This window comes from Methanolobus psychrotolerans, from assembly GCF_002243045.1.
Lineage (GTDB): Archaea > Halobacteriota > Methanosarcinia > Methanosarcinales > Methanosarcinaceae > Methanolobus > Methanolobus psychrotolerans.
Map to the genome: position 1 here is coordinate 1 of NZ_MBKP01000027.1, position 13,847 is coordinate 13,847.

Consider the following 13,847-nt stretch of genomic DNA (forward strand, 5'->3'; position numbering starts at 1 on the left):
AGTCCCTGATCATCGGTAACGACAACATTGCTCAGAGGAACATTACCTGTGTTGGTTACAACATAGGTCCATGTTACAACGGCACCTTCAGCAATTCCGGGACCAGGAGCAACATCAGCATCAACACCGTTGGTTGCTTTCTCAATATCAATGTCAGGACATTCACCGAAGTAGTGGCTTGGATCCTCATCGGTCACAACTACATCGCCATAGTCACCTGTCACATTACCCATATTAGCATACTGACCACACTCGGCAGTACCTGTAACCTCATAGGTCCAGGTCTCAGTAAGGTCAAGGATACCGTCAGTATTGGTATCACCGCTCTGGTAGACTGGAACGAGTCCCTGGTCATCGGTAACGACAACATTGCTTAGAGGAACATTGCCTGTGTTGGTCACAACATAGGTCCACGTTACAACGGCACCTTCAGCAATTCCGGGACCAGGAGCAACGTCAGCATCTACACCGTTGGTAGCTTTCTCAATATCAATGTCAGGACATTCACCGAAGTAGTGGCTCGGGTCACTGTCATCCACTGTTACATCGCCATAGTCACCTGTCACATTACCGATATTAGCATACTGGCCACACTCGGCAGTACCTGAAACCTCATAGGTCCAGGTCTCAGTAAGGTCAAGGATACCGTCAGTATTGGTATCACCGCTCTGGTAGACTGGAACGAGTCCCTGATCATCGGTAACGACAACATTGCTCAGAGGAACATTGCCTGTGTTGGTTACAACATAGGTCCACGTTACAACGGCACCTTCAGCAATTCCGGGACCAGGAGCAACATCAGCATCTACACCGTTGGTAGCTTTCTCAATATCAATGTCAGGACATTCACCGAAGTAGTGGCTTGGATCCTCATCGGTCACAACTACATCGCCATAGTCACCTGTCACATTACCGAGATTAGCATACTGGCCACACTCGGCAGTACCTGAAACCTCATAGGTCCAGGTCTCAGTAAGGTCAAGGATACCGTCAGTGTTGGTATCACCGCTCTGGTAGACTGGAACGAGTCCCTGATCATCGGTAACGACAACATTGCTCAGAGGAACATTACCTGTGTTTGTTACAACATAGGTCCATGTTACAACGGCACCTTCAGCAATTCCGGGACCAGGAGCAACATCAGCATCAACACCGTTGGTTGCTTTCTCAATATCAATGTCAGGACATTCACCGAAGTAGTGGCTTGGATCCTCATCGGTCACAACTACATCGCCATAGTCACCTGTCACATTACCGAGATTAGCATACTGACCACACTCAGCAGTACCTGTAACCTCATAGGTCCAGGTCTCAGTAAGGTCAAGGATACCGTCAGTGTTGGTATCACCGCTCTGGTAGACTGGAACGAGTCCCTGATCATCGGTAACGACAACATTGCTCAGAGGAACATTGCCTGTGTTGGTTACAACATAGGTCCATGTTACAACGGCACCTTCAGCAATTCCGGGACCAGGAGCAACATCAGCATCAACACCGTTGGTAGCTTTCTCAATATCAATGTCAGGACATTCACCGAAGTAGTGGCTTGGATCTGTATCGAACACCGGGATCACATCGAAGAAACCAACAACTGTGGCATTGTTCTCGTACTGGCCACACTCAGCAGTTCCGGTTGCTTCAAGTACCCAGACCTCACCTACGGCAAGGACATCGTCGCCATCGCCCTTGTCGATTATATTAGTAATAGGACCAAGTTTGTCGTCAGTAACAGCTATGTTTTCCAGTGGTACATCACCTGTGTTTGTTACAACATATTCCCAGGTAACATTCCCACCCTCCGGTATTCCCGGACCTGGTGCCAAATCAGCATCAACTCCATTCGTTGATTTTTCTATATCAATGATCGGAGTAGGAATTTCAAAGAATACTGCCGCAATGTCCTCTCCTACAATGTCAATATACCCTCCTGCACCGGCAGCTACACTGAAACTTTTGCCAAAGCTCATATCGAAGTGCTCAGACAGGTTATTTATAGAGATCTCATATACGCAATCGCTACAATTATCATATCCTCCGGCATTACTATTTGCAGCAAATACGTCATTTTCATCGAGTCCTGTAAAACCTATTGCATTGACAGTCCAGCCATTATTTGTGATGACAATCATCAGGAGTTTATCTTCCTGTGATATGATAATACTCCACTGTTCAGCTGGGCCGATGCCCGTGATTGGATTTGCGGTAACACTCCCTGATGTGTCACCATTTGAAGTAAGTCCTGCTATATCGCCATCACCATCAAGGTCACCTGGCAAACCGTATACGGTACACAGACCATACAGAGTATCATTTATAACGTCGTAATGAGCATATATTCCCTTTATGTCATAACCACTTGGATATGGCCCCTGGGTACTAAGATTCTCATTAAAATTCGTACCTGCATCAGAAGCAGGATCATCGTCATACCAGTTTCCATTCTGGAATACAACCATCTTATTTCCAAACGGCCCATTTGGATCATAGTCAGTACCATTCATCTGACCAAAATTCCAATTCTCATTCCATTCTCCTGTGCTTCTTTTTCCATCCACAGTAACAGCTACTGCTGTTCCTGATATTGCGATAAACACTAATGCTATCGCAAAAAGTGTTCTACATTTTGTCATGCTTGCCCCACCCTTATATAAGTAAAAAGGTATTTATTACCAGCAAATAATTTGGATATGTCACTATTTATTATGGCAGCAAACATAATTCAGTAGAAATATTCTGTAATATAGTGAAGGATTATCATTTAGAAGCTTGTAATGAAAACAGAAGTCAGTGAGAATGTTGCTTATTCAATCTTCGGGTCAACTTCTCCGGACAATATATATTCAATTATTTTGAGCGATTCACTACCGATCTTGGTTCTTTTCCCCCTGTCAATCTTTTCCATGCTGTTATAGTCAAAAATGCTTCTACAAACACCATGGTCCTTGTCCAGAGGATTATAATCCTGCAGGAAAATTATACAGCCCTCCAACCCAATCTTTTTTTGGACATATTTCAATGCATAACTTACACCATAATGGCAGCCAACACCAGGAAGAAAATAGTTATACCCTTCACTTTTTTTCTGTTCAAGCCAAGGAAAAAGGTTAGAATCACTATCAATTATAAATATCCGGTCTTTTGTAAATCCTTTTTTCTTCAAAAGATCTACCATATCACCAAGGGAACAGGGGACATTACAATTTTTACCATCCAATTTCAAACATTTCCTGTTTTTCCTTGAATTCCGTTTATCAGACATAGGACAAATAGAATTACCGGAGGGTTTGGCACAGTAAGGAAGAAAAGAAATACAACTATCCAACTCATCAGCTACTATTTTTTGCAGGTCGACAGAAGGCGAGGAGATAGCTACGCTCCAACTGAGCAACTGATCATTGACCGGGATGGGACTCAATCTATTTTCTATCAATCGTCTGTTCAAAGAGTAAGGAATTAAAGAATATAATCTCTCCAACATCGATATTTTCATGAAGGAAACCTCTTAACTACACAATTCATCTGGGTGTATGTGCACGTCCCATAATCAACTATAGCTGGATCATGGTTCTAAAACCTTGGCGTTGCAATAAAATAGCATTCAAAATCTCTATTTTTGAGATTATGAAAAAATATACAAATGAAAAATGTAAAAAAGTAGGATAACTGATCTTTTTTATAATTTGCCGCATATCTCTGAAAGCAACGGAAGATTCCCCGATCTATGTACTGGAAGGAACTTCATATGAATGGGGTGATTTGTTAGGAACACCCTCCAAATTCTGATAATCCCCCGAGAGAATGCGGTCCATCAGGATAATTGTCTCTTTGTGTATTTTGGTCATTTTTCCTTTGTCCACACCTTCCATCGCAAGATAATCGTTCATGCATTTACAGACACCAGTATCCTTGTCACCAGGGCAATAATCATCAACAAAGGCTATGCATCCTTTGTAACCGAGCTTCTTTCCAATATAATCTATGGCATAAGATACACCGTATTTACAACCTATTCCAGGCATGAAATACTCATAACCTTCCTTCCTTTTTTGTATGAGCCAGGGGAAAAGGTTGGAATCACGGTCTATTACAAATATCTGATCTTTTTTAAAACCATGCTTTAAAAGAACATCCACCATCTCACCAAGGGAACATGGTATATCGCACCTTCCTCCGGAAACTTTGATGCACTTCTGATTCTTCCTATGGTGGACCTTGTCCGATGTCGGACATTTGTGTTCACCCATAGGCTTTGCACAATATGGTAAAAAAGCAACGCATTTATCCAGATCCTCTCTCACCACTTTATTAATATCAAGAGAATGAGGATATAGTGCCAGGTGATTTTCTATCAGAAGATTGTCCTGTTTTTTGAATTTACATTTCAATTTCACAATCTTTTGATGAACAGAGTAGGGCATTAATCCGTATATTAATTCTCGGGTCAGCATTTTTTTCCTCCATTTGCGTTTTGGGCTAAATTCTTGGAGTAGTCCAGAGAACATTATTACACCCAATTGCTAAGCTTTATAACAAATACTTACTGTGGACATAGGTATAAACATCATGACCCTTTATACATTTATCTGTGAACATAGACTGTATTATACTTTAAATAGAGTGAACATATTAATAAATAATTAAGACAGATACTGTACAAAGTATCTACATTTTATGTACAAGTTAAGTAAAAAAGTAAAAGTTTTTAAACTTTGAGAAAATCACTGAAATTCAGTAACATGCAAATTGATAATAAAAACTAGATACCTAATTCCTTTGCAATCTCCTGAAACTCTTTACCCTTTGAAGTTGTTACATACAGATTCCCTTTACGTTCGATAAGTCCTTTTTCTTCCAGGATTTCAAGATACCTGTTTACCATTTCAAAATTCAAATTTGCACTGTAAACGATGTGTGTTTTTTTAGCCCCCTCTAATGCAGCTTTTAATATTTCCACGCTAATTGTCGTTCTGCTTCTTCTAATATAATCACATCCACTGGTTACAGTCTGTTCTTTCATTTGCAGGTACCCACCCATGAGAAATAAAAGTTGGAAGAACGCTTCATTCCAACATCATTTTCCAGCTTTATTCTTAGACCTGTATCCATGAACAACAATAATTCCAACAAGGATAAGGCCCAGTATAGCAAGCATACCGTTAACACCAGTTACAGGTGAGTAGCCACCATCGTCTGCTTCATCATTTACGACCTCATCAGCTACTTCGTCTATTGTGCTTGAAAGTGTTGATTCATCTGCAACATCAGGCACAGATTCAAATGTATCTTCTTCAGTGGGTTGTTCAGTAGTAGCAACGCTAATATAACCTCCGCCCCCCCCTGATGTACTTGAAGATACTGGTTTTTCTTCAGCTAGAACAGTTGCACTAATGTCCAGCGACACTGCCTCTCCGCTTTGGTAATTTTTGAGATCTAAGGTCTGTGCTTCCACCCCGTCCACATAAACCTTGACCAGATCATAACCTGTGGGTATACCCAGCCTATTGCCGCGTTTATCACCAATAACCCCTTCTGTGGTCACAGTTGTTTCACCTATGACATTTCCATCAACAACTATAGCAACCTCTGTTCCCACAACTGCGGGTTTTCCATCAACCAACAAATTACCTTCTAACACTATAGGAGGTTGGTTAGCTGCAGCAGGTACCACCAGGAATGCAAATAGAACTATTAATACCTGTAATAAAACTCTTTTTCTTTTACCACATATCATACGTCCCACCTTCGATAAATTAAAAATACAGTGAGAAAGTATCTCACTGCGATCCTTCATGTTTCATTGAGCCTTCAGGCCAATACGCACTCCTCGTCCACGAATACATAATATCCTTCGTACACGCTCATGCTAAATACATCGGTACCTACCTGGTTACCATTGATGACACCTTCCACACCGTTGTAGCCCACATAGGCATACTCGTTTGCAGAGGTAACCCATGGTCCGGTTACCTTGATGTAGCTGTTGTCAATAGTTGAGAGACTAATCTCTGCAGATAGCTCGACCTTTGTATTGTGGCCAACAGCATTCCATCCCGGATAGAGTCTCAGCGATGGTGGTGTAGATGGCACCTTTGGTGTGAGGTAATCTTTGATTATAACTACCTCTTCGTCCAGATTGTTGTGCACCCAATATGCCTTCAATGGTTCGAAACTGGTTGGTACAACCATCATTCCGGTAGATGCATCGTCATAGAATACACTATCGATCTCTGTATCATCAAAGTCCTGAAGCACAGAGTCAATTGTTGCATCCTCAAGCGTCTCTGGGAATGAGATCAGATTCCAACCCGGCAGGAGTATTATTCCTTCGGGGTTGTACACTTCAACACACACTGTGTTGAATGCTGAATCTTTTCCATCGTCCAATGTAGCTTTTATCAGGTACTGTCCGTCAGGTACACCAGTTGTATCAAGCACGCCTGTCCAGCCATCTGAACCGTCATTATCTGTTGCAAACACAGTCCAGACATTGCCGACATCATCGTCAATGCAGTTACTATTGGTATCTGCAAAGACAGCAAACGTTGCAGTATTGATATCATCCTGACCGGAATTATCTACAACTTCGACTATCTGTGTCTTTGAGACAACATCACCATCTGCATGGGAGACTATCTCCGGCTCTGGTACAACATTTGGTACTGTGGAAACTTCAACAGTTCCATCCGTGACCACAACTCCCGGAATTGCTGCATTAGCCTGGTCCTGGAGAACCACGTTCATCAGGTCAAGGTCGTAGACACCGTCTGCTGCACCTGCCTTCACTTCAAACTCAATGGTTAACATTGCTCCGGCCTTTGGTGTGTAGACCCCACCTGTGGCTGCAATACCATACGATATGGTACCTGCACCATTGTCACCACTTCCAGGTGCCACTAGTGCTCCAGCTCCAAGCAAGTTCTCATCATTTATGTCGGTCACCATAAGTACTGCAGGATCATAGCCAAGCAGTAGACTCACAGCACGCAGGTTCTTGTCGGCTGAATCGACCATCACTTCAACCTGGAATGTCTCACCGATATCGACTGGTCCGCTTGCATTTGGAGATACCATTACCTCCGGCATTACAACAGGACCGTCAGCTACCTGTACAGTAGCATCAGTGACAACAACTCCGGCGATTGCCGTGTTGGTCTCGTCCATAAGTCCCACATTGTCCAGAACAAGGTTGTAGATGCCATTTGCAGCACCTGCCTTCACTTCGAATTCGATGGTCAGCATAGTACCGGCTTGCGGCGTGTAAGCTCCTGCGGTGGAGGCAATACCATATATAATGGTACCTGCACCGTCGTCACCACTGCCTGGCGCTTCCAGTGCTCCTGCTCCAAGCAGGTTCTCGTTGGTCACACTGTTCACCATGAGAACTGCAGCATCGTATTTCAGCTGCAGGTTCACAGCACGAAGGGCCTCATCAGCGGAATCCACATCAACCATTACCTGGAATGTGGCTCCCGGAGCAACCGGACCGCTCATTGCAGGAGTGATCTTCACTGTCGGATCAGCGGGCACTGGTGGTAATACATCATCACCAATTTTCACCGTTGCATCCATGATAGCTACTCCGGCAATAGCCGTGCTGGTCTCGTCTAAGAGTATCACATTCATCAGGTCAAGGTCATAGATACCATCAGCAGCTCCCGCTTTCACTTCAAAATTAATAGTGATCATGCTACCGGCTACTGGTGCATATGGACCGGATGTGGCTGCAATACCATAGGTAATGGTTCCTGCTCCATCATCCCCACTTCCCGGTGCTTCCAGTGCTCCTGCTCCAAGCAGGTTGTTGTTGGTTATACTATTGACCTGGAGAACTGCCGGATCATAGTCCAGCTGCAGGTTCATGGCACGTAGGTCAGACGCATCGGAATCCGCCAATATACTGACCTGGAACGTATCACCTGCATCGTACTCATTGGTTTGTGGATCTACTGACACCGATGGTGCAGCCGCTGCAAGTCCTACGCCTACCATGAAACATGCACAAAATATTAAAAGGATGGCAGCAGATCCCGCCATTCCTTTCCATGTTATTTTTGTCATGATTTCACCTCTTACATCAGGCTTAAGACTGATATACTCCTGCAAACTCTACAAAGTCAAAGAAGTCTATTGCGCCATCATCATTGAAGTCGAAGATTGCATTGTAGTTGCTGTCACCCATTACTGAGTTGTAGCAAGCTGCAAATTCAACGAAGTCAAAGAAGTTGACAACTTCATCACCGTTGTAGTCACCCTTTGTCTCATCAACAACTGGTGGTTCATTGTTGCCAGCAGGTACTCCGCCATTCATGTACAGTCCTGTACCGTCCATTGGGTTGTGCGTGAACATGAGCCTCTGGTATCCGCATTCGGTTTCCAGATCAATGCCATCACACAGTACAGAGTTCGGTGCAAGGAACGAACTGGTCAGCAGATAGTCACCTGCTCCGCCTGCATTTGGTACATCCGGATAGACAAACTCCTTGTAGAAGTCTGGCATTGTCCTTATGTGCAGCCATACCCAGCTCTGAACTGGTGCTACAGAGTTGGATGATGCAGTGTTGTATGTACCTTCGCAAAGGATCTCCAGCAAGTTGGTGTGGAACCTTTCTTCAATGTCCTTACCAGTGAAGTATACCTCAAGGGCCGGGACAGTGAACATACGCTCTGCAATTGTATCCCATGAGCTGCTTATGTACCTGTCCTGATACCACAGCAGATCATTGAATCCTGGTGTTCCTACTCCGTCAGCAAGTATCTGACCGTAGTAGCAGGTCGTAGTCTCATCTGGCACGGAGTGTGGCACATCGATGTCATCGATCATGATGTACTCGCGGTTGAATGGTGGCAGTACAGGAACGATCTCATAGTTATCGACCATCTTCTTAACGACTGAGAGGTCGTTCAGTGCAACATCCTGGTGTTCTGGTATCGGGTTCCTGATGGTAATGTACTTGACATTGTCATCCTCGCTACCAAAGATAGCTGCAACGTCATACTCGGCACCGTCAACGAAGAATGTCTCACCTGTGTGGAGCAGACGTCCGACGCGTACAAGGGCCTTTCCATTGTTCGGGTTGACACCTTCGGTCCTCATGTACCATGGTTCATAGAACTGTGGAGCAGCATCTTCGGTGACTGTGTGACGTCCGGAACTCAGGATCTCATTGCCTACACCAAGAACGTGCAGACCACCGATCTGTCCAGGGTTGGTGTTACCATTGTAGTAAACCTTTACTGCAACTGAATCCGGCTGACCGTTCTTGTAGTATATGTCCTCGATCTCTACAATGTGATCAAGGAACTGCAGCCTGTCTCCTATGTTAATTGAGAAGAGCTCAGATGCAATGGATATGTCTTTCAGTCCGTCTCCACCTGGATACATCTCATCAGCGAAGTCTCCTACATCCATAAGATAGACAATATTGTCATTGCCATCACCGTTGATATCGAAACTGTCAAGACCTGTCTGGCCAAGGCGGTCTGCGACTGGGAAGTAGAAGTAGGTCCAGTATGCTCCGGTTGGGCTGATTGCCGTACCTTCTGTTGGCTGGTAGTGCTTGTCTATGAACATGTAGGTAAATTCATTGACAACATCTTCCCAGACGTACTTATTAGGCTCGTCGATCCATACACGGCCTGTCGGCTCAACGTACTCAGGTACGAACCACTGCCTGAAGAAGACCTTCTGCCAGGAGTCCCTGTTGTCCACAACTATACCTGCCTTTATCTTTGCAGGGTTGATGGTGACAAAGTCCTTAATTGGTGCTTCAGGGCTCATCGGGTCAAATGGTCCTTCCGGATCAGTATATGGGAATGCTGCGCTGTAACCGTTCTCACCGTATATCCTCAGTCCGTTGGTGGTCTCGTCGATCTCATTGATATAGAGGTCAGTGAAACCTTCGACCTGGTCATATACAAACATCACTCTCTGTGGAAGAACTACGTCCCTTGGTGTCTCACAGACATCAGAGTTTGGTGCTCTCCATGAGCTGGTGAAGAGGAAGTCTCCGTACCTGTCATCTGCATCAGGCAGTTCAGGATATACGAATTCCTTGTAGAAATCAGGCATTGTCCTGATGTGCAGCCACTTCCATGCTTCGATCTCGTCCTCGTCAAGGATCTCCAGCAGGTTGGTGTGGAGCCTTGGCTCTTCTGTCTTGTCAATGAAGTAGATAAGCAGTGGGTCTACATCATAGATCTTCCGCTCCTCAATGGTATCATAATAAGAATCAATATACATAGATTCATACCATTCGCCATCCGGCGCGTTCTTGTTAAGCAGGTCGCCATAGTAGCAGGTTGTGCCTTCCGCTCCCAGTGTGTGCATAATGTTGATATCATCGATCATGGTGTGTACCATGTTGAGTGGTGGCAACATAGGGATGTATTCGCCGTTATCAACCATCTTCTTAACGACTGAAAGATCGTTCAGTGAAACGTCCTGGTGTTCTGGTACAGGGTTTCTGATGGTTATGTACTTGACATTGTACTTTTCAGAACCGTATATCCTTGCAACATCATATTCAGCACCGTCTACGAAGAATGTCTCTCTTTCATAGATCTGACGTCCGACGCGTACAAGGACCTTGTCCATGCCTGCGGCAGCTCCCTCTACCTTAAGATACCATGGTTCGTAGAACTGTGGATAATCGTCTGTTACTGTGTGACGTCCGGAACTGAGAATACCGTCATCAACCTCGATGACATGTATACCGCCTATCTGTTCAGGGTTAGTGTTACCGTTGTAGAAGATCTTCACAGCTACGGAATCAAGCTTGCCGCCGACGTAATAGATTCCCTCGACCTCTACTATGTGGTCAAGGAACTGTAGCCTGTCACCGATATTGACGGCGAACAGCTCGGAACTGATGCTTATATCCTTGTGACCGTCCCTGTTAAAATCACCAACCCTCCTGAGGGTTACCATATCATCCTTGCCGTCATCATTGATGTCAAAACTGTCAAGACCTATCTGGGCATCATCACGGTCTGCGACAGGGAACCAGAAGTTAGTCCAGTAAGCCCCAGTTGGGCTCTTTGCTGTAGCTTCGCGTGGCTGGTAGTGTTTGTCAACAAACATGTAGGTATATTCTGTGACCACATCTTCCCAGGTATATTCATTATGGTTGGGTATCCACTTGACATTTTTAACTGGTTTCTGGTAAATGTCAAGGGACATCTCTCTCAATTCGGATTCATCCACTTTCTCTTCCATTTCGATTGTTTCATTATCGGAAACGACTTCATAAGAGCGCCTGAATTCATCCAGCCATACCATACCTGTGGGTTCTGTGTACTCAGGTACGAACCACTGCCTTGCAAAGACCTTCTGTTTGGAGTCAATATTATTGACAACTATCCAGTCTTCCATTAAGGCCGGGTTGAATGTCACAAAATCTTTCTGCGGTGCTTCGGGGTTCATTGGGTCAAATGGAGCTACAGGATCCGTATAAGGGAATGCTGCGCTATAACCATTCTCACCATAGAGCCGCAATGTATTTACATCATCTTGAGCACTTGCTGCAGCTGCCATTGAGATAATTGCAATAAGAGCAATAGCAACCACTAAAAGCTCATGCTTCAACTTCACTTTCATATTATATCCTCCTTTCTTAAGCCATACCGACTCTTCGATACCATCAAACGTGACTTATGACTCCGTCTCCAATCGTTTAATGATACCCGAGTGAAGTTGCCTTGGATAACCCCCTGACAACCCCAAATAATGATACGAAGTCAGATATTATAAACCGATAAGAAATACAGGTTCAGAAAACAGTTCGCAAGATAATATTCGTAATATAGTTCCGTAACAAAGATACTATAGATGACATAACTTACATGGGAAATTTACATGATCACATGCACCAAAAATAACAAAAAAGCAAAAAGATCATATTTTATCAGATGTTTTTTGTAAGGGGACAATGAAGCTATCGTAGGTAAAAGTAATCCATAAGAGGAAGGGAAAAGCTATTCTTCCAATGGCATAGATGTAAAGCAACTGATCCTGATAAGCGAAAAAAAAGAGTTGCAAATACACTATTAATAAATTAAAAGTTATTGTAAGCAAAAAGCCTATGAGTAAAATCTTTATGGTCCTCTTCCTTTGGAGAGCTGTGGCAAGCACGAGTGCTACAAAAGGCAGGAAGTTCAAGGGCAGATAGAACAAAAAGAAATTCTGAAGATCTACAATTACAACAGAAGCGGCAAAATATCTTCCACCGATGGGGAGCCACAAAATAAATAAAATGGTAAGATAAAGAAAAAATCTTTTCAGAAATGGTATCATTCTTATCATACTCATAAACTCTTCCTTCTTAGTATATCTGCCTTTAAGGTTTACGTTTCACAAACACATTTGTCATACACACTGAGAGGAAACTGATAAGAAAACCAAAGCCTGGTACCTCTTTTGCTTCTGCCTCCGTTTCCGGCATCGTGGCTTCTTCGACAGGTATTTCCTGGGTAGATGCCAATACATTCTCCGTTTCATCAGGGTTGCTTAGTTTGAATACGACAGGAACATCACTTACTCCTATATTCATGGCTGCAATGTTCATTATTTCATAGATATCAACTATCAATGACTTTCTGCTTACATCTGCTTCTTCATTGATCCTTACTTCAAAGTAACCATTTGGCGATAATCCCGTACTCCGGAGTACACCGCTTTTTAAATAGCTGTCGATCTCATCACTTACATTAAGAGAGATGGCATATGAATCCTGGAAATACCATTGCCAGCATTCTTGTTCGGTCCTTATCTGAGGTACCGTTCCGGCTGTAGCTAAAATCATCGGATCATAGAGAGAACTTTTATTATCCATTAAGTCTTCAAGTTTGGCTTCGTTTATCGTCTGTATTCTTTGAAGTAACTGTTGGAGAACATCACTTACCTGAGAAAGTGTGCCTTCACCAAATTCCACAGGTACATTCTCTATACCCATTTCTTGTGCTTCATTGTCAATTATTGTATATACTTCATCCATCTGGGATCTATCGGGCATGAGAGGTTCGTAAAATACGACTACCAGATAGCCACCAGAGTTGGAGCCTATAGATATTATCCTGCCATATGAGTAAAGATATTGACCTTCCAGCTCTTCCACAAGCCGGCTCTCCAGTATAAGACTGTTCCGGGACCAGTTAGCATCTTTCTGTGCTGCGCCATACCTGCTCATCACTTCATAGTCAGGCGGATGGGAACCAAAGACATATGTGTATTCCAGCTGTTGCCCAGAGTTCAATGACGAAAATGAGCTGCTGGTTGAGCTGGTTGATGTGCTTTTGACCACACTTCCAAAATCAATACTTTCCGGTTGTGTTGAAAGATCATCTGCTCCTGCCCCAACTACAACTGTGCTTCCAGTTGCTTTACCGTTAAGGTATTGACTGTTTTTATCAAGAAGCCATACTTCCTCGAAACTGAGACTATATGTACCTTCTTCGGCAATGTCTTTGATATGGAAATTGATCGTTAGCATTGTATTGGCTTTTGGTGTATAGCTTTTGTCCGTGGATGCAATACTATAAGTTATGCTACCTGCACCATTATCACCACTATCTGGCCCTATCAGGAAATTACTACCAAAAAGATTTCCATCCTTTATACTAGCAACTTCAAATGAATTAGAATCATAAACTAACTTTATTTGTACTGCTCTTAACGGATCAATTCCAGAATTAACATCAATATTTACATTAAAAGCATCACCTGGAGACATACCAGTCTGCGATTCCGGAGATATGACAACATATGAAATTGCAGACACATTCCCGATACCTGCCATTAGAATTAATAATGCCAGGACTGAATATTTAACATATTTATCAATACACCACAT

9 protein-coding genes are annotated in these 13,847 nt (G+C 43.5%); all 9 read right to left on the reverse strand.

Annotated elements, in window-relative coordinates; genetic code table 11:
- Positions 1 to 2,630: DUF7507 domain-containing protein (locus BB781_RS09590; protein ID WP_094228276.1), on the reverse strand; the 2,630-nt coding region annotated here is incomplete at its 3' end.
- A 170-nt stretch (positions 2,631 to 2,800) separates the two neighbouring features.
- Entirely contained in the window at positions 2,801 to 3,490 is a 690-nt protein-coding gene (locus tag BB781_RS09595; RefSeq protein ID WP_242492607.1) for a hypothetical protein, read from the reverse strand.
- 229 nt (positions 3,491 to 3,719) lie between these two features.
- Positions 3,720 to 4,448, reverse strand: a complete 729-nt coding sequence (locus tag BB781_RS09600) for a hypothetical protein (protein WP_207205271.1) — start codon at positions 4,446 to 4,448, stop codon at positions 3,720 to 3,722.
- Positions 4,449 to 4,756: 308 nt separating this feature from the next.
- Complete coding sequence (locus BB781_RS09605; RefSeq protein WP_094228277.1) at positions 4,757 to 5,017, reverse strand: winged helix-turn-helix domain-containing protein; 261 nt, start codon at positions 5,015 to 5,017, stop codon at positions 4,757 to 4,759.
- Positions 5,018 to 5,071: 54 nt separating this feature from the next.
- Complete coding sequence (locus tag BB781_RS09610) at positions 5,072 to 5,617, reverse strand: hypothetical protein (RefSeq protein ID WP_129582680.1); 546 nt, start codon at positions 5,615 to 5,617, stop codon at positions 5,072 to 5,074.
- A 188-nt stretch (positions 5,618 to 5,805) separates the two neighbouring features.
- Positions 5,806 to 8,058 (reverse strand): cohesin domain-containing protein, encoded by a 2,253-nt coding sequence (locus BB781_RS09615; RefSeq protein WP_129582681.1) that lies wholly within the window; start codon positions 8,056 to 8,058, stop codon positions 5,806 to 5,808.
- A gap of 22 nt (positions 8,059 to 8,080) precedes the next feature.
- Positions 8,081 to 11,596, reverse strand: coding sequence for a hypothetical protein (locus BB781_RS09620; protein ID WP_094228280.1), 3,516 nt, complete (start codon positions 11,594 to 11,596; stop codon positions 8,081 to 8,083).
- A gap of 297 nt (positions 11,597 to 11,893) precedes the next feature.
- On the reverse strand, positions 11,894 to 12,301 hold the full coding sequence (locus BB781_RS09625; RefSeq protein WP_129582682.1) for a hypothetical protein: 408 nt from the start codon (positions 12,299 to 12,301) through the stop codon (positions 11,894 to 11,896).
- Positions 12,302 to 12,335: 34 nt separating this feature from the next.
- Positions 12,336 to 13,847, reverse strand: coding sequence for a cohesin domain-containing protein (locus BB781_RS09630; protein ID WP_094228282.1), 1,512 nt, complete (start codon positions 13,845 to 13,847; stop codon positions 12,336 to 12,338).

Bases quoted from the DNA above. Each gene is read 5' to 3' on its own strand.
- BB781_RS09595 (WP_242492607.1), bottom strand. From the start codon at position 3,490: ATGAAAATATCGATGTTGGAGAGATTATATTCTTTAATTCCTTACTCT.
- BB781_RS09600 (WP_207205271.1), bottom strand. From the start codon at position 4,448: ATGCTGACCCGAGAATTAATATACGGATTAATGCCCTACTCTGTTCAT.
- BB781_RS09605 (WP_094228277.1), bottom strand. From the start codon at position 5,017: ATGAAAGAACAGACTGTAACCAGTGGATGTGATTATATTAGAAGAAGC.
- BB781_RS09615 (WP_129582681.1), bottom strand. From the start codon at position 8,058: ATGACAAAAATAACATGGAAAGGAATGGCGGGATCTGCTGCCATCCTT.
- BB781_RS09620 (WP_094228280.1), bottom strand. From the start codon at position 11,596: ATGAAAGTGAAGTTGAAGCATGAGCTTTTAGTGGTTGCTATTGCTCTT.
- BB781_RS09625 (WP_129582682.1), bottom strand. From the start codon at position 12,301: ATGATAAGAATGATACCATTTCTGAAAAGATTTTTTCTTTATCTTACC.
- BB781_RS09630 (WP_094228282.1), bottom strand. From the start codon at position 13,847: ATGTGGTGTATTGATAAATATGTTAAATATTCAGTCCTGGCATTATTA.